The 21,490-nt window shown below is 36.4% G+C and carries 19 protein-coding genes; 10 read left to right on the forward strand and 9 right to left on the reverse strand.

Annotated features, from left to right (window positions below; genetic code table 11):
- Window positions 1-73 precede the first annotated feature (73 nt).
- On the forward strand, window positions 74-1,060 hold the full coding sequence (locus tag ACH2CJ_RS11445; protein ID WP_394992939.1) for a YpdA family putative bacillithiol disulfide reductase: 987 nt from the start codon (window positions 74-76) through the stop codon (window positions 1,058-1,060).
- A gap of 5 nt (window positions 1,061-1,065) precedes the next feature.
- Here the strand turns inward: ACH2CJ_RS11445 and ACH2CJ_RS11450 are convergent, their stop codons facing one another.
- From ACH2CJ_RS11450 to rsmH, 4 genes are all read right to left on the reverse strand, one after another.
- Window positions 1,066-2,280 (reverse strand): hypothetical protein, encoded by a 1,215-nt coding sequence (locus ACH2CJ_RS11450; protein WP_394992940.1) that lies wholly within the window; start codon window positions 2,278-2,280, stop codon window positions 1,066-1,068.
- A gap of 312 nt (window positions 2,281-2,592) precedes the next feature.
- Entirely contained in the window at window positions 2,593-4,692 is a 2,100-nt protein-coding gene (locus ACH2CJ_RS11455; RefSeq protein ID WP_394992941.1) for a penicillin-binding transpeptidase domain-containing protein, read from the reverse strand.
- Between the two features lie 105 nt (window positions 4,693-4,797).
- Window positions 4,798-5,175 (reverse strand): FtsL-like putative cell division protein, encoded by a 378-nt coding sequence (locus tag ACH2CJ_RS11460; protein ID WP_394992942.1) that lies wholly within the window; start codon window positions 5,173-5,175, stop codon window positions 4,798-4,800.
- Window positions 5,176-5,287: 112 nt separating this feature from the next.
- Window positions 5,288-6,196 (reverse strand): 16S rRNA (cytosine(1402)-N(4))-methyltransferase RsmH, encoded by a 909-nt coding sequence (rsmH, locus tag ACH2CJ_RS11465; RefSeq protein WP_394992943.1) that lies wholly within the window; start codon window positions 6,194-6,196, stop codon window positions 5,288-5,290.
- A gap of 112 nt (window positions 6,197-6,308) precedes the next feature.
- Here rsmH and ACH2CJ_RS11470 point away from each other — a divergent pair, with 112 nt between their 5' ends.
- From ACH2CJ_RS11470 to ACH2CJ_RS11485, 4 genes are all read left to right on the forward strand, one after another.
- On the forward strand, window positions 6,309-7,541 hold the full coding sequence (locus ACH2CJ_RS11470; RefSeq protein WP_394992944.1) for a TlpA disulfide reductase family protein: 1,233 nt from the start codon (window positions 6,309-6,311) through the stop codon (window positions 7,539-7,541).
- A 54-nt stretch (window positions 7,542-7,595) separates the two neighbouring features.
- The gene (idi, locus tag ACH2CJ_RS11475; RefSeq protein ID WP_394992945.1) at window positions 7,596-8,141 is read left to right on the forward strand and encodes an isopentenyl-diphosphate Delta-isomerase; all 546 of its coding nucleotides are present in this window, start codon (window positions 7,596-7,598) and stop codon (window positions 8,139-8,141) included.
- 74 nt (window positions 8,142-8,215) lie between these two features.
- Window positions 8,216-8,914 carry a peptidylprolyl isomerase gene (locus ACH2CJ_RS11480; RefSeq protein WP_394992946.1) on the forward strand — a complete coding sequence of 233 codons (699 nt, stop codon included), beginning with the start codon at window positions 8,216-8,218 and terminating at the stop codon, window positions 8,912-8,914.
- A gap of 48 nt (window positions 8,915-8,962) precedes the next feature.
- Window positions 8,963-9,880: an SDR family oxidoreductase gene (locus tag ACH2CJ_RS11485; protein ID WP_394992947.1), complete on the forward strand. Its 918-nt coding sequence runs from the start codon at window positions 8,963-8,965 to the stop codon at window positions 9,878-9,880.
- Window positions 9,881-10,178: 298 nt separating this feature from the next.
- Here the strand turns inward: ACH2CJ_RS11485 and atpG are convergent, their stop codons facing one another.
- Window positions 10,179-11,060: an ATP synthase F1 subunit gamma gene (gene atpG, locus ACH2CJ_RS11490; RefSeq protein ID WP_394992948.1), complete on the reverse strand. Its 882-nt coding sequence runs from the start codon at window positions 11,058-11,060 to the stop codon at window positions 10,179-10,181.
- Between the two features lie 105 nt (window positions 11,061-11,165).
- On the reverse strand, window positions 11,166-12,743 hold the full coding sequence (gene atpA, locus ACH2CJ_RS11495; RefSeq protein WP_394992949.1) for a F0F1 ATP synthase subunit alpha: 1,578 nt from the start codon (window positions 12,741-12,743) through the stop codon (window positions 11,166-11,168).
- A 287-nt stretch (window positions 12,744-13,030) separates the two neighbouring features.
- Here atpA and ACH2CJ_RS11500 point away from each other — a divergent pair, with 287 nt between their 5' ends.
- Together ACH2CJ_RS11500 and ACH2CJ_RS11505 are read left to right on the forward strand one after the other, a co-directional pair.
- Window positions 13,031-13,738, forward strand: a complete 708-nt coding sequence (locus ACH2CJ_RS11500) for a 2-phosphosulfolactate phosphatase (protein WP_394992950.1) — start codon at window positions 13,031-13,033, stop codon at window positions 13,736-13,738.
- Window positions 13,739-13,832: 94 nt separating this feature from the next.
- A complete protein-coding gene (locus ACH2CJ_RS11505) occupies window positions 13,833-14,858 on the forward strand; it encodes a dipeptide epimerase (protein ID WP_394992951.1) in 1,026 nt (341 codons plus the stop codon).
- Between the two features lie 61 nt (window positions 14,859-14,919).
- Here the strand turns inward: ACH2CJ_RS11505 and ACH2CJ_RS11510 are convergent, their stop codons facing one another.
- Window positions 14,920-15,429, reverse strand: coding sequence for a hypothetical protein (locus ACH2CJ_RS11510; RefSeq protein ID WP_394992952.1), 510 nt, complete (start codon window positions 15,427-15,429; stop codon window positions 14,920-14,922).
- A 196-nt stretch (window positions 15,430-15,625) separates the two neighbouring features.
- Between ACH2CJ_RS11510 and ACH2CJ_RS11515 the strand changes: the two genes are divergently transcribed.
- A complete protein-coding gene (locus ACH2CJ_RS11515) occupies window positions 15,626-16,705 on the forward strand; it encodes an acyl transferase (RefSeq protein ID WP_394992953.1) in 1,080 nt (359 codons plus the stop codon).
- On the opposite strand, the gene ACH2CJ_RS11520 is transcribed toward ACH2CJ_RS11515, so the two are convergent.
- Window positions 16,702-17,586: a fructosamine kinase family protein gene (locus ACH2CJ_RS11520; protein WP_394992954.1), complete on the reverse strand. Its 885-nt coding sequence runs from the start codon at window positions 17,584-17,586 to the stop codon at window positions 16,702-16,704. The genes ACH2CJ_RS11515 and ACH2CJ_RS11520 overlap by 4 nt on opposite strands.
- A 249-nt stretch (window positions 17,587-17,835) precedes the next feature.
- Here ACH2CJ_RS11520 and ACH2CJ_RS11525 point away from each other — a divergent pair, with 249 nt between their 5' ends.
- Both ACH2CJ_RS11525 and ACH2CJ_RS11530 read left to right on the forward strand, forming a co-directional pair.
- Window positions 17,836-18,987 carry a 1-deoxy-D-xylulose-5-phosphate reductoisomerase gene (locus ACH2CJ_RS11525; protein ID WP_394992955.1) on the forward strand — a complete coding sequence of 384 codons (1,152 nt, stop codon included), beginning with the start codon at window positions 17,836-17,838 and terminating at the stop codon, window positions 18,985-18,987.
- A gap of 105 nt (window positions 18,988-19,092) precedes the next feature.
- A complete protein-coding gene (locus ACH2CJ_RS11530; protein ID WP_394992956.1) occupies window positions 19,093-19,821 on the forward strand; it encodes an RluA family pseudouridine synthase in 729 nt (242 codons plus the stop codon).
- A 101-nt stretch (window positions 19,822-19,922) separates the two neighbouring features.
- Here the strand turns inward: ACH2CJ_RS11530 and ACH2CJ_RS11535 are convergent, their stop codons facing one another.
- Complete coding sequence (locus ACH2CJ_RS11535; protein WP_394992957.1) at window positions 19,923-21,380, reverse strand: Gfo/Idh/MocA family protein; 1,458 nt, start codon at window positions 21,378-21,380, stop codon at window positions 19,923-19,925.
- Window positions 21,381-21,490 lie beyond the last annotated feature (110 nt).

Below are 21,490 nucleotides of genomic sequence, written 5' to 3' on the forward strand. Positions count from 1 at the left end.
TGTTAGTTTAATTAAAGATAAGAGATTTTAGATATAAGATTCGGGACAGGATTTTAAACCCAACTAAGTTTTTATGAATTCGATAAAGTACGATATAATCATTATTGGTGGCGGCCCAATTGGCTTGGCTTGTGGCATTGAAGCTCAAAAAGCTGGACTAAATTATTTAATTTTAGAAAAAGGTTGCTTGGTAAATTCGCTTTATAACTACCCTGTAAATATGACTTTTTTCAGTACATCAGAGCGTTTAGAAATTGGAGATGTGCCTTTTGTATCGAATAATGCCAAGCCAACTCGCAACGAAGCTCTGGAATATTATCGCCGTGTTACGATTCATAAACGCTTGAATATCAGGCTCTTTGAAGAGGTTTTGGAAGTGAAAAGTGAAGGTTTTGAATTGTATAAAATCAAAACAAATAAGAGTGAATACTTCACCGCAAATATTGTAATCGCTTCGGGATTTTATGATATTCCGCAAAAATTAGGCGTAAAAGGTGAGGATTTGCCTAAAGTAACTCATTATTATAAAGACCCACATTTTTATGCTTTTCAGAAAGTTTTGGTTGTTGGAGCAAATAACTCGGCAGTAGATGCGGCTCTCGAAACGTGGCGAAAAGGGGCTGATGTGACAATGATCATTAGAGGTGATGAAATTGGTAGCAGAGTGAAATATTGGGCAAAACCCGACATCGAAAATCGAATAAAAGATGGTTCGATAAAAGCATATTTTAATTCAGAAATTGCAGAAATAACTGATAATCAAGTAATTATAAAAACACCCAAAGGTATAGAAACTGTAGAAAATGATTGGGTGATTTCGATGACTGGCTATCAGCCAAACTTGAACTTTCTGAAAAAAGTTGGTATTTATCTTTCTCAAGATGAAATCATGAAGCCCCAATATGATGAAAATAGCATGGAAACCAATTTGAAAAATGTCTATTTGGCAGGAGTGATTTGTGGAGGACTCAACACGCACAGTTTATTTATTGAAAACTCAAGAGTTCATGCTGAGCGTATTATTCAGAAGATTAAATCTAAGGAAAGATTGATTGAATAGATGGATTATGAGTGTTTCGGTATAACTTTTAGAGTCTTCAATTCATAAATCATTACACCAAGAACTAAGAAATACTCTACAAATACCAACCAAAGATTTTCTTGATAAAGGCTGGTTTGATAAGTGGCATAGCTCAAAAAAATGAGGTATGACCAAATAATCGAGTATCGGAATCTTGTAAAAATAGCGACCGCTACCAAAGTACTTGCGTACCACGGATGAACGGTTGTAGCCATCGCAAAATACAAAGTCAGCACTCCCAAAGCTCCAAGAAATAGATTTTTGTTTTTCCAAGAAATCAAGCAAATTCCTGAAAAAGTTAAAAAAGCCAATACTTTTCCAGCCGTTGCTATAATGTTATATCCAAATATTTTAAAACCAATTCCCCGAACCAAATAATAAATACTTGCATTAAACTCAAATTTTTGGAAATATAAATTGACGCTTGAAAAAAGCTTTTCGACAAGTAGTTTATCTATAAATGGCGTAAAAAACACAAATGTAATAAAACCTATAATCGAACAATAAATCAAACCTTTCTTTAAGCCTAAATGCTTAATAACCAAAGGGATAAAAATAAGTGGAAGCATTTTTGTACTTACGGCACAGGCGAAGAAAAAAGCACTAAGTAATAAATTTTTCTTGCCAATTCTATACGCTAAGAAAAGAAAAAATATCACAACAGCTTCAAAATGCAAATTGCCAGTTAGTTCTAAAATTATTAGAGGGTTGAAGGCGTATAATGACCCAACAGCCGCCGCCCATGGGGTAGCTTTTCTAAGTTCACCTTTGGTGAACTTAGTTGTATCAGAAAAAGAGTTTTTAGCTCCCCCATCGGGGGCTGTGAGTACTAACGTCCCTACCTCCGCCAATAAAATAAAAGCCCTCAACCAAACCACATTTCCAAACAAATTTCCTTGTGAAAGCCATGAAGAAATGGCAAAGATAAATTGATTTAGGGGTGGATATACGGTATAATAATTAGGTGAATTAAGGTATTGAAAAATGCCTTTATCACCGATAACCCGTTGAAAGTCAATAGATTGAACAAATTCGGAAGGAAGAATTGTATATGGGTTTAGACCATTGATTAAAAGCCGCCCGTCCCAAACAAAGCGATAAAAATCATCGGATAAGGCAGGAATCGAAAACAATAAAAGTAGTCTAAAGAAAATCCCCACAAAGATTATTTCATTAGGATTTTTGACGGCTTTTATCAAGAAAAAATAAATAACAAAAAGAGCTGAATATAAACCAAATAACTGCCCAAATGATTGACGTGAAGTAAAATATCCAAGCCAAATTAATAGGCAGGAAAAAAGGACAATTAATATTATTTGGGGAAAACTATCCCGTAGAGATTTAATATTGGTAGAAAAAAAACGCTCAAATATCTTCTCATGCCGTAGGTATGAAACTTTTTTGCTTACTGTTTCATACCTACGGCATGAAAACCCCTCTTCTTTTAACATTCTTCTACCGATATTTTATTCCTACGGAATACTAGACAATTTGTAAAATTGTCGTACAAATTATTTCAAAACCAAAGCTACAACTTTTGGCTGAACAATCGAAAAATCAGTTACTTTTCCTAAACCTGAATACTTAACACGAAAGCCCTTGTTTTCGAGAATGTAAATGGCATCTCGAAGGGTCATTCCAGCTAAGTTTGGCAAATCTTTATCAGTATCTTCTATTTTTCTCCATGCAACCGAACTTCCTTTTTTTGTAGCCTTCACCCACCCTGCCGTGTTTGGAGCATTTTGTAATCCCAATTCTTCGCTTACTGTTCGAAAATCTTCAGCATAGCCTGTTTGCTCTTGGCTTTCTATTTTTTGAATATTTGAAGGTCTATTTTTGGCAGGATGAAGAGCTACATCATAAGCAAAAATCTTGTCAGCAATTGTTCTAAATACGGGTGCTGCTACGTCACGTGCGAAAAGATTTATGCCTTGTGGCTCATCAATAATAACTGCACAGCTATATTTTGGATTATTGGCGGGGAAATAACCAATAAACGCTGTATAGTATTGGTTTTTCACATAGCCATTTTCACGTTTTCTCGAAGTGCCCGTTTTTCCTGCAACTTTGCAAAAACCAGTATTGATATTTTGGGCGGTACCGTGTTCTACCACGCCTCGCATCATTTCTTGGGCAAGTTTTGCTGTGCGTTCTGAGCAAATCGGATTAGGGTCTTTGTTAGCTTCAAATCTTTCAGTCACTTTGTCGGCTTCTCTTATTTCTTTCACGATAAAAGGCTGCACCCAATAGCCGTTATTGGCAATAGCATTATAAAAAGTGAGCATTTGTAAGGGTGTCAAACGAGTTTCATAACCAATCGACATCCATGGAATAGTTGTATTACTGAATGTTGAACTTTTACGATTTTTAATAATTGGTTCGGTCTCTCCTTTGAGCTGAAATCCTACGGGTTGATCAAGTTTGAAGCGATTCAGATAAGCAACAAAACTATCGGCATTTGAGAAACCAAAGTTATTTTTAACCAAATTATAGATACCAATATTACAAGAATGTTCGAAAACTTGACGAACCGTTTGGTTTCCATGGCTTTCCGAGCAAGTCATTTCTGTTTTATTGTGCATGATACTCCCACCGCAAAAACCTGCATTATCATCAAGATTCAATTTTGATTTTTCCAGCAAAGCCACCATAGTAGCCAGTTTGAAAGTTGAGCCTGGGTCGGTTCCACCTCGCACAGCGTAATTAAAATCTTCCAAATAAAATGTACGAGTCGAATCACTACGTCGAGAAAGATTGGTGATTGCTTTGATTTCTCCAGTGGCAATTTCCATCACTATTGCCGAACCATATTTGGCATTTGAACTAACGACTTGGTTACGTAAAGCACTTTCAACAATATCTTGAAAATTGACATCAACCGTCGTAATTACATCTAAACCCGCTTCTGGCCGCACTTCTGGACTATCGGCCAAAGGTTTCCAAACACCGCCTGCCAAACGCTGAAAAAACCCTATTCCATCTCTTCCTGCCAAATAATTATTGAAACTAAATTCAATGCCAAAATCTCCTTTGGTTTGAGTATCACGGTCAAGTTTTCCAATAGAACGCAACGCCATGTCATCGAAAGGCATTACTCGACGATTTAATTGCTCAAATTTTCCACCACCTTTCATTGGTCCATCTCTAAAGAAGGGAAACTTTTTTATTTGTTCTTTTTCCTGAAAATCTATCAAATGATTTCCTAAGGCAACAAACTGCAATTTTCCACCATTTCGGGCATTCATTATTAATTCTTTATATTCTTCTGCGGAACGATCTTGAAAGAAATTGGCTAATAAATGGGTCAAAGAGTCTAATTTTTCATTCAAATATTTCGGTTTGGCTCTCGTAACGTCTATGCCCACACGGTATCGTGGAACAGAGGTAGCTAACAAACTTCGTCCATCAGTGGCGTAGATATTGCCTCGTGTTGCCTTAATTTTCATAGGCTTACGCTGCATTTTTTCTACTTTATTCATCCATTTTTTCTTTTGGACTGTCTGTACAACAAATATTTGGGCAGCAACGAGTGAGCCTATTAAAAAGACTAAACCAAAAGTAACTTTGGCTCGAAACTGTATTTCTTCACGAATGGAGGGTCTTGAGAACATGAGGTTTTGATTTATGAATTACGATTTACGAATAATTTCAATTTAAAGCTCACCGTTGATTGACGGTTTTCCCAAATCATAATTCATAAATTGTAAAGCTGTTTGTTATTTGACCACAATCTTTGTCGGCGGAGTAATGTTTTCTTCCAAACCGTTATCAATTAGTCGTTTGGCTATTTCAGATTGCTTACTGGCAAACATATAACGTGATTTTTGCGAGATATAGGCGGCACGTTTTTCTTCCATATCGTTGCGAGCTTTATCAATTTTTTTGATAAAACTTTCATAATTATGCTGCACATAGATATAAAAAATTCCTAAAACACCGACCCAAATGATTCTTTTGAGCGTTTCAGTTGGAAGTTTATCTCCAAGTTCTAAACGATTAGTTAGCCAAGTGTTAAGGCGGTCGAAGATACCAGCTTTGCGAGGAGCTTTAGGCACAGCAGGCTCAGGACGGTCCCGAAAAGTGTTCGTTGCCATTCCAATTATGAATTTTTAGGTTTATTATTAAAGCACGTATATTAGACGGTTAGTCAAATAACAAGACAAATTTATCAATTACATTGAGATAAATTTGAAATTTCTATAAAATTTATTTTACGGGTTCGGCGATTCTTAATTTTGCACTTCTGGCTCGTGGATTTTGCTCAACTTCTTCAGGAGATGCTTCAATTGCTTTTCTTATAACAGATTCCAAAGGCTTTATATCGTTGCCAAAAAGGTCTTTTTCTACATCGCCACCAAATTTGCCACTACGAATAAAATTTTTCACCAAACGGTCTTCCAACGAATGATATGCCATAACAACCAAACGACCCTCAGGAGCAAGCACTTCTGGCGTTTGTTGCAGAAACTCCTCTAAAGCACTCATTTCTTCATTAACAACAATACGTAATGCTTGAAAAACCTGAGCAAAATATTTGTTTTCTTTGCCACGAGGGGCTAATTTTTGCAAAATTCCCTTCAAATCATTGATGGTTTCTATGTTTTTGTTGAGCCTTGCAGTATAGATAGTTTGAGCAGTTGTTTTGGCATTTTTTATCTCGCCATACATTCCCAAAATCTTGTGTAATTCATCAACCGAAGATTCGTTGAGTATATTTTTGGCCGAAATTACTGCATTTTGATTCATCCGCATGTCTAATACTGCATCGAAACGAGTAGAAAAACCTCTTTCGGGCGTATCAATTTGGTGCGAAGAAATGCCTAAATCTGCCAAAATTCCATCAACTTTTTTAACACCAAACAAGCGTAAATATTGCTTCAAACTTCTGAAATTGGCATCAATAAAAGTAAAATTTTTATCCTCAATCAATTTCGATTCAGCTTTTGCATCAGCATCTTGGTCGAAAGCGTAGAGTTTTCCTGTGGTAAGCTGCTCTAAAATTGCCCGTGAATGTCCACCGCCACCAAACGTAACATCTACATAAATGCCATCGGGTTTGATATTCAGACCTTCCAAACATTCATTCAACATAACGGGCGTGTGATAAACTGACATAAATTTTTTCTATATTTACAATGTTCATTTCAATAAATTGCAAAAGTAGTAAAAAATAAACAGACAACGGTCAATAGACCTGAGTCAACAGTTTAATAACCAAAGAAACTTTATGAAATCATTGTCAAAAATTTTACTTATTATTTTCTCAGTATTTACCTTCAATGCTTGTAAAAAAACAATCGAACTTAAAACTGGCATTTGGAGAGCAGTAATTCAAACGGCAGGCGGAGAATTGCCTTTTAATTTTGATATTCAAAAGGAAGGCAATAATTATTCGGTATTTGTTTTGAATGGTGATGAAAAATTAAAAATGGACAAATCTTTCGTTAAAGATGATTCGTTGCATATTCCGATGGAAATTTTTGATGCCGAAATTGTGGCTAAAATAGGCGATGAAAAACTGATTGGTTACTGGAAAAAGATGCGTTCGGATTTTAGTTTTTTACAAGGAAATTTAACCGCAGAATTTGGCAAAACTTATCGTTTTACGGAGAAAAAAACAAACGTAAGCTCTTCATTGGCAAGCAAATACAAAGTTTTGTTTTTTTCGGAAAACAAAAAAGACTCTACCGTTTCGGTTGGTTTATTCAATGCCAAAGGAAACGAAGTAACTGGTACGTTCTTGACAACTACGGGCGATTATCGCTATTTATCAGGCAATATTATAGAAGATTCTTTAAAACTTTCGTGTTTCGACGGCACGCATTTATTTTTATTTAAAGCTAAAATCGAAGGTGATAAACTTGTAGGAGGAGAATTTTGGTCAGGTTTAACAAGCCTTGAGACATGGGAAGGAATAAAAGATGAAAATGCCAAACTTCCTGACGAAAAAACATTAACCTACTTAAAGGATGGCTATAAAACGATTGAATTTTCTTTCCCGAATGAGGAAGGAAAAAAGATTTCGTTAACCGACAAACGTTACAAAGGAAAAGTTGTAGTTGCACAAATAATGGGTTCGTGGTGTCCAAATTGTATGGATGAAAGCAAGTTTTTAGCTCCGTGGTACGCAAAAAACAAGCAAAGAGGCGTGGAAATAATCGGTTTAGCTTATGAAAAAAGTATTGAACCAAACTTTGCTTTCCCTAAAATAAAACGCTTGAAAGAACGTTTTGGAATAGACTACGAAGTACTTTTGGCAGGAACAAATGATAAGGCGGCAGCCTCAAAAACTTTGCCGATGCTCAATCAAGTGCTGGGTTTTCCAACTACGATTTTTATTGATAAAAAAGGGCAAGTCCGAGAAATTCATACTGGTTTTTCTGGGCCAAGTACAGGCAAATATTATGATGATTTTGTCAGTGATTTTAATCGTTTGGTAGAAAAATTATTGGCTGAGTAAAACAAATTTGATGTATTTTGGGTTTTAGCTTTATTCTAAGCAAATATAAAAATAATGACTTTAAGTGCGACTCACATAATTTTAGTTAATGAAAACGACGAGCAAATCGGAACGGGTGAAAAGCTCATGGTACATCAACAAGGGTTGCTTCACCGTGCTTTTTCGATTCTTATTTTTAATGGCAATAATGAATTATTGATTCACCAACGAACCTCTCACAAATATCATTCAGGCAATTTGTGGACAAATACTTGTTGCGGACACCCAAATGCCAACGAAGAAATAAATCAAGCCGCTCACCGTCGTTTGGGCGAAGAAATGGGTTTTGATTGTACTTTTGATTTTCTTTATAAATTTCAATACCATGCTGAATTTGACAATGAATTGGTCGAAAATGAAATCGATCATGTTTTCATGGGAAATTATGATGGTGATTTTGAGGTAAATCCTGAGGAAGTAGCTGATTATCAATGGATTACCATTGAAAGTTTATTAGAAAGTGTTTCTAATAATCCTCAAAATTATACTTTTTGGTTCAAAGAAATCTTGAAAAGTGAAGAATTTAGAGTATATGTTTCTTCAAATTTGGTTTTTGCTTAAAAATACTCCACCGACAAAATTTAGCCCTTCAAATATTTATCGTATTTTTGTACTTTATCATAGCCTAAAATTGCATGAAAAAGTACAATATTCTTATTATTACTCTGATAATCAGTAACTTAGCTTTTTCACAAAAGAAATCTAAGAAAGATTATTTGGTTACACTCAAGACAAATTTCGGAACAATGCACGTTGTTTTGTTTGATGATACGCCACTTCACAAAGCCAATTTTATCAAATTAGTCAATCAAAAATTCTACGATAGTTTATTGTTTCATCGCATCATTGATGGTTTTATGATTCAAGGTGGTGACCCAAATTCTAAAAATGCCAAAACTGGCGATAAACTCGGTAATGGTGGTGGAGATTTGGAACGTATTCCTTATGAATTTAAGCAAAATCATATTCACCGAAAAGGTGCATTGGCTGCCGCTCGTGACAGTAATCCTGAAAAGAAATCAAGTGCTTGTCAGTTTTACATTGTTCAAGGAAAAAAACTGACTGATGATGAAGTAACTGTTGCTTCTCAACGAAATTCGATGAATTATACAACTCCACAACGTGCCGAATACATGATTTTGGGTGGAACACCACGCTTGGATAACGCTTATACGGTTTTTGGTGAAGCGATTGATAATTTGGATTTGATTGATACAATTGCCAAACAACCAAAAGATTCAGCTGATCGTCCTAAATCTGATATTAAAATGAGCATGACTGTAAAAAAAATGCGAAAAAAAAAGATTACTAAGAAATTTGGATATAAGTATTAGCCCAAATCCCACCACCCTCCCCAATAAGGAGGCTTTATGAAAAATCTAATGAATAAAATTCTAATTACAGGTTCAAACGGACTGCTTGGTCAAAAGCTTGTTGAGTTATTGCTTAAAAATGCTAAAAATCAAGTCATTGCTACTGCTCGTGGCGAAAATCGCCTGCCTTTTACCGATGGATATGAGTATAAATCAATGGATATTACCAATCGTGAGCAGGTTCAAGACGTTATCGACAAGGTAAAACCTAATGTGATTATTCATACAGCTGCCATGACAAATGTTGACCAATGTGAAAGCGAAAAAGATACTTGTTGGCAACAAAATGTCAGTTCAGTAGAATATTTGGTTGAGGCTTGCAAGAAAAATGATTGTTTTTTACTACACATTTCGACCGATTTTATTTTTGATGGAAAGGCGGGGCCCTACAAAGAAGATGCTGAAGCAAATCCTATAAGTTTTTATGGTTGGAGTAAATATGCTGCCGAAAAAGCCGTTACGAATAGCGATATCCGTTGGGGCATTGCCCGCACAGTGTTGGTTTATGGAATTGCTCACGACATGAGTCGAACTAATATTATTTTGTGGGTAAAAAAGTCTTTAGAAGATGGTAAAAACATCAAAGTTGTAACTGACCAATGGCGTACACCAACACTCGCCGAAGATTTGGCAAAAGGTTGTGTTTTGATTGCAGAAAAAGAAGCCGAAGGTATTTTTAATATCTCAGGAAAAGATTTTCTGACTCCTTATGAAATGGCAATGATGACCGCCGATTATTTTAAATTAGATAAATCTTTGATTTCAAAAGCTGATTCTACTACATTTTCTCAACCAGCCAAACGCCCGCCAAGAACAGGTTTCGACCTTTCGAAATCACAACAAATGCTTGATTATCAACCAGTTAGCTTTATGAAAGGTATTGAGGTTTTGGCGGGGCAGATAAACTCTAAAATATTAGAAGCCTAATTTTATTCTAAAATGGTTTATGAAAGCTGCCAAAACCGAATAAAAAACAAATACGTAAATTTTTTGATAGTCCTATTTTTAGAAAGTTTAAATTGACTTTAAGAGATTATTTATGTTTTTTGATTTGGGCTTAAAATGACCTCTTTAACTTACTATTCGTTGAAAAAATATCATTTTTTACCAGCAAAAAACTTAAATAACCGCTGAGACCAAAACTTGAATAGACAGATGTGATAAACTTAAAAAAGGCTATAAATCTTTCGATTTATAGCCTTTTTTAAAATATTTATCAGCCGAATTACTTTCCTTTCAAAGCCTCTGCACCGCCTACAATCTCCAAAATTTCTTTTGTAATTGCAGCTTGGCGACTACGGTTATACTCAATTTTCAATGAGCGTAACATTTCGTTGGCGTTTTCGGTTGCTTTATCCATTGCGGTCATTCTGGCTCCGTGTTCAGAAGCATTCGACTCCAAAACAGATTTGAATAACTGCATTTTGATTGCTTTTGGCATCAATTCCAAAACAATTTCTTCTTCCGATGGTTCAAAAAGATAATCGGTTTTGGTAGTATTAGTATCATTTTTCTTATCTACCATTGGCAACATTTGCTCTGTGCGGATAACTTGTGTAGCTACATTCTTGAATTCATTGAAAACAAGCTCTACTACATCATACTTTCCTTCGGCAAATGCTTCCATTACTTCCTCAGCACCCTGGCGGGCAGTAGCAAAATTCAAGCGTTGGAAAATATCCATATAGCCTGAATTTATCTTATAACCTCGTTTTTTCAGTGTTTCACCACCTTTTTTACCGAGAGGCATAATTTCGACATTACCTTTGGCAGCTTGAGAAGCATATTTTTCGTTGATAAGAGCAATGGCAGCTTTCACAATATTGGCATTAAAAGCTCCGCAAAGTCCACGGTCTGATGTAACAACAATGACCAAAACTTTTTCTACAAGACGTACCTTAGTATATGGACTTGATGCTCCTACTTCGGTATTTGCCGAAACAGTCGAAATCAACTCGTTCAACTTTGTTGCGTACGGACGCATTTGAATAATGGCATCTTGAGCACGACGAAGTTTCGCCGCAGATACCATTTTCATTGCTTTGGTAATTTGAGTTGTCGAATTTACCGAAACAATTCTATTTCTAACTTCTTTTAATGAAGGCATCTTTTTAATTAATTAAGAATTAAAAATTGAGTATTGAAAATGAATGTAAAATATTACAAAACCGATTCTCAATACTCAATTCTCAATTCTACATTCTTAATTATTTTAAGCGTATTTCTCTGCTAATTCTTTACCAACTTTCTTGATGATGTCAGTTATCGTATCGTCCAATTTACCTGCTGCAAGTTTATCAATCACTTCTGAATATTGAGCTTTCAACAACAAGATAAATTCTTTTTCAAATTCTTTTACTTTTTCTACTGGCACTTTGTCCATCACACCGTTGATAGAAGCATAAATAATTGCTACTTGGTCACCAACTGGCACTGGAGAGAACTGAGCTTGTTTCAAAATTTCTTGGTTTTTACGACCACGATCAATTGTTAGCTTTGTAGTAGCATCGAGGTCAGAACCAAACTTAGAAAACGCTTCCAATTCACGAAACTGTGCTTGGTCAAGTTTTAAAGTACCCGCTACTTTTTTCATCGACTTAATTTGAGCATTTCCACCTACACGTGATACCGAGATACCAACGTTAATAGCTGGACGAATACCTGCGTTAAACAAGTTTGACTCCAAGAAGATTTGACCATCAGTAATCGAAATTACGTTAGTCGGAATATATGCTGAAACGTCACCTGCTTGAGTTTCGATAATCGGAAGAGCAGTTAGTGAACCACCACCTTTTACTTTACCTATTAAAGAAGGAGGCAAATCGTTCATTTCTCTTGCAATCGAATCATCAGACGTGATTTTTGCGGCACGCTCTAACAAACGGCTGTGAAGATAGAAAACGTCTCCTGGATATGCTTCACGACCTGGAGGACGACGAAGCAACAATGACACCTCACGGTAAGCAACTGCTTGTTTCGACAAGTCATCATAGATAACCAATGCAGGACGACCAGTATCACGGAAATATTCACCGATAGCAGCACCTGTAAATGGAGCAAAGAACTGCATTGGAGAGGGGTCAGCCGCACCAGCATTTACAATAACTGTATATGCCATTGCACCATATCTACGAAGTGTTTGCTCAACAGCTTTCACAGTAGATGCTTTTTGACCACACGCTACATAAATACAATATACTGGCTCGCCTTTGTCGTAAAATTCTTTTTGATTGATGATGGTATCAATACAAACTGCAGTTTTTCCAGTCTGACGGTCACCGATAACCAACTCACGTTGTCCACGACCAATTGGAATCATGGCATCAATTGATTTGATACCTGTTTGTAGAGGCTCAGTTACAGGCTGACGATAGATAACCCCTGGTGCTTTACGTTCCAAAGGCATTTCAAAAGTTTCGCCTTGAATCGGACCATTTCCGTCGATAGGTTCTGCCAAAGTATTTACAACACGACCTATAATGCCTTCACCTACTTTTACAGAGGCAATTTCACCTGTACGTTTTACGGTTGCTCCTTCTTTGATACCTGCCGAATCACCCAATAGTACCGCTCCTACGTTGTCTTCTTCGAGGTTAAGTGCAAGGGCTTTTAAGCCGTTTTCAAATGCCAGCAATTCGCCGGCTTGAACTTTTGATAAACCATATATACGTGCTACACCGTCGCCGATTTGTAGCACAGTACCAACTTCTTCGAGTTCGGCTTCGGTTCTTGAACCTGCTAATTGCTCACGCAAGATTGCCGAAACTTCATCTGGTCTAACTGATGCCATATAATTTTTTGATGAGTTTTGAATATAAAATTGAGAAAACAAAGGCAATACCATTGCTTTTTCGGGTGCAAAATTACGACAGTATTTTCACAATTCCGATATATTGATTAAAAAAAGGTTAAAAATGTAGGATTATTTTTAGAATTTCAGAAAATGGTATATGTTGATTATAAAATTTAAGACTACACTGACCAAATTCAAGACATTTTTGGGTAAATCTGAGCCTTCATTTTAGCTTTTGATAGACTTTTTTGGCATCTTTGCCGAAAATTAATTTTGGCTTTAGAATGAAAAATATTGACGTTTGCTTAACTCCAGATTTATTACATCTCCACAAGATTGACAATACAATTGTAATTGTTACTGATATTTTTAGAGCTACTTCGTGTATGGTTACAGGCTTTGCATATGGAGTAAAAGCCATTATTCCTGTCGAAACAGTAGAAGAATGTAAGCAATTACAGGAAAAAGGTTACATTGCTGCTGCCGAACGAAATGCTCAAAAAGTAGAGGGATTCGACCTTGATAACTCGCCCTTTAGCTATATGGACGAAAAATTGATTGGTGAAAAAATTGCTATGACTACCACTAATGGTACTTATTCGATTACAATGGCGAAAAAATCGGCAGTAAAAGTTTTGGTTGGAGCTTTTTTGAATCTCAATGCAATTGTTAATTATTTAAAAACTCAACCTTACGATGTATTGGTACTTTGTGCTGGTTGGAAAGGAAAAATAAATTTGGAAGACTCTTTATTTGCAGGGGCTTTAGTTGATGCCGTACAAAACGAATATTTCGTAGCAGAAGACAGTGCAATTTTATCAATGCGTATGTATCAACAAGCTAAAGATGATATGTTGGGCTATTTGGCAAACTCTTCACACATTCGCCGTTTACAACGCTTAGGTATTAATAAAGATATTAGCTATTGTTTACAAAGAGATTTATACGATGTTGTGCCTGTGCTTCGTGGAAATGAGTTGGTGAATATGTAATAAATAATATGTTCGAGCGAGAATAAATTTTCACTCCTTATTTTCAAGGAGGGGAAATGAAAAATCGACATAAATAAACACTTTTTCTTCAAAAATGAAACTAAAATTCCATATTCTTACGCTGCAAATGCGGCATACTTTTACCATTGCTCATGGCTCTCGTGATAACATTGATGCCTTTATTGTTGAACTACAAGATGGCGAGCACAGTGGCTACGGCGAAGCTACGCCCATTCCTTATTATGGCGTAACTGCCGAAGGAATGAGAGATAAACTCGCTGAATACCAGGAGTTTATTGAAAATTATGACTGGGCGGCACCCCGCTTGCAAAGTCCCGAAGAATTTTGGGCAGTAATGTATCCTTTTCTAAAAGATGATTCTTTCGCTCATTGTGCTTTAGACATGGCTGCGTGGGACTTGTGGGGTAAAAAGCAAGGAAAGCCGTTATACGAAATTTGGGGACTGGATATTACTAAAGTTCCTTATTCGAATTATACCATTGGCATTGATACTATTGAAAAAATGGTATCAAAAATGCAAGAATTTGATTTCCCGATTTATAAAATAAAACTCGGCACCGACCACGATGTAGAAATTGTTCGTGAACTCCGCAAACATACTGATGCACTTTTTAGAGTTGATGCCAATTGTGCGTGGAGCGTGGAAGAAACGATTGAAAACTCAAAAGCATTTGCCGAGTTGGGCGTTGAGTTCATTGAACAACCCATGAAAAAAGATGACTACGAGTCAATGACTGAAATAATGAAAGGCTCGGTGTTACCTTTGATTGCCGATGAAAGTTGTATAGTGGAAGAAGATGTAAAAAAATGTGTCGGAAAATTTGATGGTGTAAACATAAAACTGGCAAAATGTGGTGGAATTACACCAGCCTTACGCATGATTGCCGAAGCTCGTAGTTTAGGTTTACAAGTAATGTGTGGCTGCATGACCGAAACAAGTATTGGTATTTCTGCCATCGGGCAACTTGCTCCGCTTCTCGATTATGTAGATATGGATGGTTCAATATTAATTTCAAACGACCCAGCCGAAGGTGTGTATTTAGAAAAAGGAAAACCTATTTTCCCGAAAAGAAATGGTACAGGGGCGATACTTTTGTAGTCGAGAGTTTACAAACAAGCAATTTAACTAACAATTTGTAGAACTGTGGACTGCAGACTAATCAAAACTCATGCAAAACAATCAATTTTGACTCGACGGTATTACTGATATTTCCTGCTCGGTCTTTGATTGTTACTTGAAACTTTAATGAATCTTTAACTGGTGTAAAAGGGTGTGGAAAATCTACCGAATAGTCAATTGTTCCTTCAATTGGGCCAACTTTTCCATCACTTTTTAGGCGTGGGAAAAAGCCAGAATAGGGCACAGCTGGTATAAATTCTTGAAAAACACCTTTCTTTTTACGAAATAGCCGAATAATATAATTATAATCGCTTTTTACTTCTGCGGCAGCTTTTTCTTTTTCATTGACACCTAAATCGCCATCGCCATCTTGAAATTTGATAGTCAAAATCAGTGAATCTTTTTTTGAACCTGTAAAAGCGTCAATTCTGATTTCTTTGCGTAGGTCTTTAAACTCAATACCTGGCTTTACATCGAAAGTTGTTTCTTTGTAACATCCTGATAATGATAGTATTACACCAAAAATAATAAATACTGAAACCTTTTTCATCGTTAATATGTCATTTTAATTAGTTCACAGTAGATAGTCAATAGATTTTTAAAAAAAACAGTTTTTTTGTGAAAACACGCAAACTTTAAAAGTATTTAAATTGTTGATTATCAATTGTTTACAATCTTATAAACTGTAGTCTATTGACTATCGACTATTTTTTTCTGCTAATTTAGTAAAAACTTTAAACTTTGCAATGGGTATTCGTGATGAACTAAAATCTGCGGTTTTACAACTAAACGATAATTTTGTAAGACCAAATTATTTTGAAGAACTGGCTTTAGAAGTTTTTCGCTTTCAAGCTGTACAAAACCCTGTGTATAATAAATATTTGAGTTTATTACGAGTTAATCCCTTAGAAATCAATCGTTTAGACAAAATTCCTTTCTTGCCAATTCAGTTTTTTAAGTACCATAAAGTTGTTTCTAATAATGCTCCTACACAAATAATTTTTGAAAGTAGTGGCACTACAGGCAACACTACGAGCAAACATTTGGTTAGCGATTTACCTTTTTATGAATACGTTAGTCAAAAGATTTTTGAGCAATTTTATGGCCCACTAACCGACTACCATATTTTAGCTTTGCTACCTTCCTATCTTGAACGAAATAACTCCTCGTTGGTGTATATGGTTCAAAGTTTTATTTATCGAACCTATTCTCATGAGTCGGGTTTTTATTTGAACAATATAACCGAACTTCTTGAAAAACTTCGACAACTATCTGACGAGCGACATCTCTCTAACCAACTATCTAAGCGAAAAGTTTTAATAATTGGTGTGACCTTCGCTTTGCTTGATTTAGCTGAGTCGAACGAAGATTTGACTTTTATGCACAAATTCAAAGAAAAACTTGTGGTAATGGAAACAGGCGGTATGAAAGGCCGTAGAAAAGAACTTTTGCGAGAGGAAGTACACGAAATCTTAACGGGTGCTTTTGGCGTGGAAAAAATACATTCAGAGTACGGAATGACCGAGCTACTTTCACAAGGATATTCAAAAGGTGATGGTATTTTTGAATTGCCCAAAACCATGAAAGTATTATTGCGTGAAATCAACGACCCATTCAAAATTATTCCTACTTTTAATATGCCCACCTTCACCGAGCGAAATATAGTTAGGGGCGGAATAAATGTGATTGATTTGGCTAATATTGATTCTTGTAGCTTCATCGAAACACAAGACTTAGGTGCATATAATACTGATAATCAATCATTTAGTGTCATTGGCCGGTTTGACAATTCTGACATTCGTGGTTGCAATTTGATGGTTGTTTAAGCCAAATATTTATTTAATGTTCGAATAACAGGTGGCAAATAACTTGTGCCGAAAAGATTAACATGCACCAATAAAGGATAAATATTATAGATTGGCACACGCATATCGAAGCGAGGTTGTAGCGGAAATGCTTCGTGGTAAGTATCATAAAAACGCTTGTCGAATCCACCAAAAAGTGAGGTAAAAGCTATTTCCATTTCCCGATTTCCATAATAAACGGCGGGGTCAATCAAGCATGGATTTCCGTCATTATCAGTAATTACATTTCCTGTCCATAAATCGCCGTGGAGTAAAGAGGGTTTTTCAACCGGCAACAATTCGGGTAAAAGCTTATAAAACTGTTGAAATTTTTCATACAACTCCTTGCTAATCAAGTCATTATAATATGCCAAGCCAGCTTGGAGGTTTAATCTTTTTTCTATAAAAAAAGTGAGCCAATCGTCTTTTTGCTCATTACTTTGTCGAAGCGAACCAATATAGTTATCGAAACTTAGTCCAAAATGTGCGTCAGTATTTCGATGTAGTGCTGCGATTTTCTCTCCTAAACTTTCCCAATAATCAAAATTAGGTTTGGTATATTCTATGTTTTCTAAAATCAAATAATCTTGTCCATCTCGCCGTCCCCAATTCATCACTTCTGGAATACGAATCACATTTGTTTCTCGCAATAATTCCAAACCTTTGGCTTCCGTTTCAAACATTCCTTCGTGGCTACGAGTATTATATTTGATAAAATATTTGCCCTCATTTGTTACAACCTGTACAGTTATATTGATACTTCCACCTTGAAGAAGTCGATATTCGCTTACTTGCACATCATGTCCAAACATTTCAAAAAAAACACTCTCAAAAAATTGGAATTGGTCTTCAGCCGTTTGCATACCTCCACCGAGTCGTCGGGCCGTCCCCCTAAAGGGGAGTTTAAAAATGATTTGAACTAAACATATTATTTACGAATAATACTTATAAACTATTGATAATAAGTTATTTATACTCAACCAAGCCATAAATCGTAAATCATAAATCGTAAATACACTGCAATACGATTGGCAAAATAAAAACTTTATCATTAAATTTTCCGAACTTTGTGTAAAAATTTAAGTAAAATTATTTAAAGTCGATTTTTTTTCATGGAAAAACGTCATCTCGCCATACTTGGTTCAACAGGTTCGATAGGTACACAGGCTCTGGAAGTAGTTGATGCAAATCCTGATAGTTTTGAAATTGAAGTGCTGACAGCTCAAAATAATGCCGATTTATTGATAGAACAAGCGGCAAAATTTCGTCCAAATGTAGTAGTTATTTCTAACGAAAAACTTTATGATAAAGTATTTGCAGCTCTAGACCCACTTGACATAAAAGTTTATACCGGTGAAAAATCATTAGTTTCTGTCGTTCAAATGGAGTCGGTCAATATGGTTTTGACAGCCTTAGTTGGCTACGCAGGTTTGATTCCGACCGTGGCGGCAATAAAAGCAGGAAAACATATTGCATTAGCAAACAAAGAAACTTTGGTCGTTGCAGGAGAATTAGTAACCGAATTAGCCCAAAAACATAAAGTTGATATTTTGCCTGTCGATTCCGAACATTCGGCAATATTTCAATGCTTAGTTGGCGAATTTCATAACCCAATTGAAAAAATAATTTTGACTGCTTCAGGCGGCCCATTTCGTGGAAAAGATAGAGAATTTCTGAAAACAGTAACAAAAGCACAAGCCCTAAAGCACCCAAATTGGAGCATGGGAGCAAAAATAACGATTGATTCGGCATCTTTGATGAACAAAGGTTTGGAGGTAATTGAGGCAAAATGGCTCTTTGGACTTACACCCGAACAAATTGAAGTGGTGGTGCATCCACAAAGTATTATTCACTCAATGGTGCAGTTTGAAGATGGAAGTATGAAAGCTCAAATGGGTTTGCCCGATATGCGAGTGCCGATTCAGTTTGCGATTGGCTATCCTAATCGTTTAAAATCTAATTTCCCGAGAATGGATTTTACTCAATACCCGTCTTTGACTTTTGAAAAGCCTGATTATCAGACATTTAGAAATCTAAGTTTTGCTTTCGAAGCCCTCAAAGTTGGTGGAAATATGGCGTGTATTGTCAACGCAGCCAACGAAATTGCGGTTGCAGCTTTCTTGCGAGATGAAATTGGCTTCTTAGAAATGTCCGATTTGATTGAAGATTCTATGCAAGAAGTAAGTTTTGTACGCACCCCAACGCTTGAAGATTATATAGAAACAGACAAAGAAACGAGAAAGATCGCATTGGAATTTGTTTAGTTTTTACTTTCGGCTGTCAGCAATCGGCTGTCAGTGAAGTATATTTTTTTAAAGCCGATGGCTGACAGCCGATTGCCGACAGCCAACACAAGAATTAATAACATTATGGCAAAGAAACCATTTCAAGTAATTTACGAAGACAATCACATCATCATTGTCAACAAAGCTCAAGGTATTTTGGTGCAAGGCGATAGCACTGGCGATAAAACATTATCGGACTATGTAAAAGATTACATCAAACATAAATATAATAAACCTGGGGATGTATTTTTGGGAACTGTTCACCGCCTCGACCGCCCTGTAAGTGGTTTAGTGATTTTTGCACGAACATCAAAAGCCCTCGAACGCATGAATGAGCTTTTCCGCAAAAGAGAAATTCAAAAAACTTATTGGGCAGTAGTAGGCAATAAACCTGAGAAAAAAACAGGAAAATTGACAAACTGGTTGATAAAAAATGAAAATAGAAATACCGTAATGGCTTATGATGAGGAAGTTGAAGGCTCGCTAAAAGCAGAGTTAAGTTATCGTTATTTGGGAGAAATTAACCATTATCATTTGCTCGAAGTGAATCCGATTACGGGTCGTCCTCACCAAATTCGTGTGCAATTAGCCAAAATGGGTTGTCCGATTAGAGGCGATGTTAAATATGGTTATCCAAGACCAAACCTCGAAGGAAATATCAATTTGCACGCTCGTCGCTTGTATTTTGTGCATCCTGTAAAAAAAGAACCGATTATTTGCAAAGCAGCTTTACCCGAAAATCCATTTTGGGAAGAATTCTTAGAACTCGAACCAGAAGATGTAAAAACAGAAAATTTGGACTTTTTATATTAGACTTCCTGCGAAAGTATTTTAAGTCGAAAAACACTTTCGCAGGAAGTCTATATAAGAAAACATAAAGCGTTTGGACTAACCCAAACGCTTTTTTTTAATATTTATACCTTCCAACCATCTCGGTAGCTGCTTCTACCTACAAATTGGTTAGCTTCTTCTACATTAGTTATTCTCATATTTTCGCCATCCCAAAGTAATTTTTTACGGGCAAAGAACTCCATCTGACCTTTACTGTTTTCTCTACGTAACATGTAACTTCTAATTGCCAAATTGCCCATCAATACAGTTTCGGTCATTGGACCAGCGTAATCAAAAGATGAAGTTAAGGCTAAATGCTCTTTGCTTTTAAAGCCCGCTTTACAAGCATCTACCCACTTACGTTGATGCCCGTATTCAGGCTCAATATCTTTAGGCAAATCTGGACCTAATTCTTTAGTTCCGTCATTCAGATATAGCTTTGGCATCATTGGCGAGCTATCATTTATGTTGGTAGAAATAATACCTTTTTCACCAATGATTAATACGCCATTGCTGCTATTTGTACCGCCAATATCTTCATTTGCAGGAATTATGTCAGGGTGAGAAGGTCTAATGCCGCCATCGCTCCACGACATTTCTACCGGTGATTTACTTTTGGCAGTTGCTCCAAAATGAAGTGTAATAAACGAAGATGCGGGGCAACCTTCTGGGTTATAATCAGCCGTCCACAATTTTGTATACACCGATGCTACGCTGCACTCTGCATCAGTAGGGTATTTTAAACCCAAAGTTCGGAATGGAATGTCTATTAAATGACAACCCACATCGCCCAACGCTCCTGTGCCATAATCCCACCAGCCACGCCAATTGAAGGGGTGCATGTTTGGTATATAAGGCTTAGATTCGTTTGGCCCGAGCCATAAATTCCAGTCTAAATCTTTTGGTTTTAAGCTATCATCAGGCTTTGGCATTGCGTTGCCTTGTGGCCAAACAGGGCGGTTTGTCCAAATTTGTACTTTGCCAATTTTTCCTAATTTTCCAGAATCTATCCAGCTTTGAACCGTAATTAAAAGTGGATTTGAGCCTCCTTGATTACCCATTTGACTCACAATTTTATGTTTTCTTGCCATCTCAGTTAGCAAACGAGCTTCACGAATGTTGTGAGTCATTGGCTTCTGAACGTACACGTGTTTGCCTCGTTCCATTGCATAAGCAGCGGCTGGACCATGCACGTGGTCGGGTGTAGAAATCGTAACAGCGTCAATATCTTTTTCTTTGTCCAACATTTCTCGGTAGTCGGCATAACGTTTGGCATTGGGAAATAACCCAACCGTCTCTTTTGCAGAACCCGAAAAATCAACATCACAAAGTGCTACTATTCGCTCTCTACCATTTACTGAGGCATTTCTAATATCGCTTCTACCTTTTCCTCCTGCACCGATGGCTGCAATGTTAAGCTGGTCACTCGGGGCAATAAACCCCAATCCACCAAGCACATTTCTCGGAACAATGAAAAAAGAGGAGGCAATTGCTCCTTTTTTGATAAATTCTCTCCGAGATTCGTTTGATTTCTCTTTCATGTTTTAAATTCTATTTTTAGGATTGAATAATTGAGCTTTAATTTAGAAATGATGCTTCTATTTTTTAACTCAGCTTTTTACTTCGCTAAACTAATAAAAAGTTGTGGTCA

Source organism: Emticicia sp., assembly GCF_043780375.1.
Taxonomy (GTDB): domain Bacteria; phylum Bacteroidota; class Bacteroidia; order Cytophagales; family Spirosomataceae; genus Emticicia.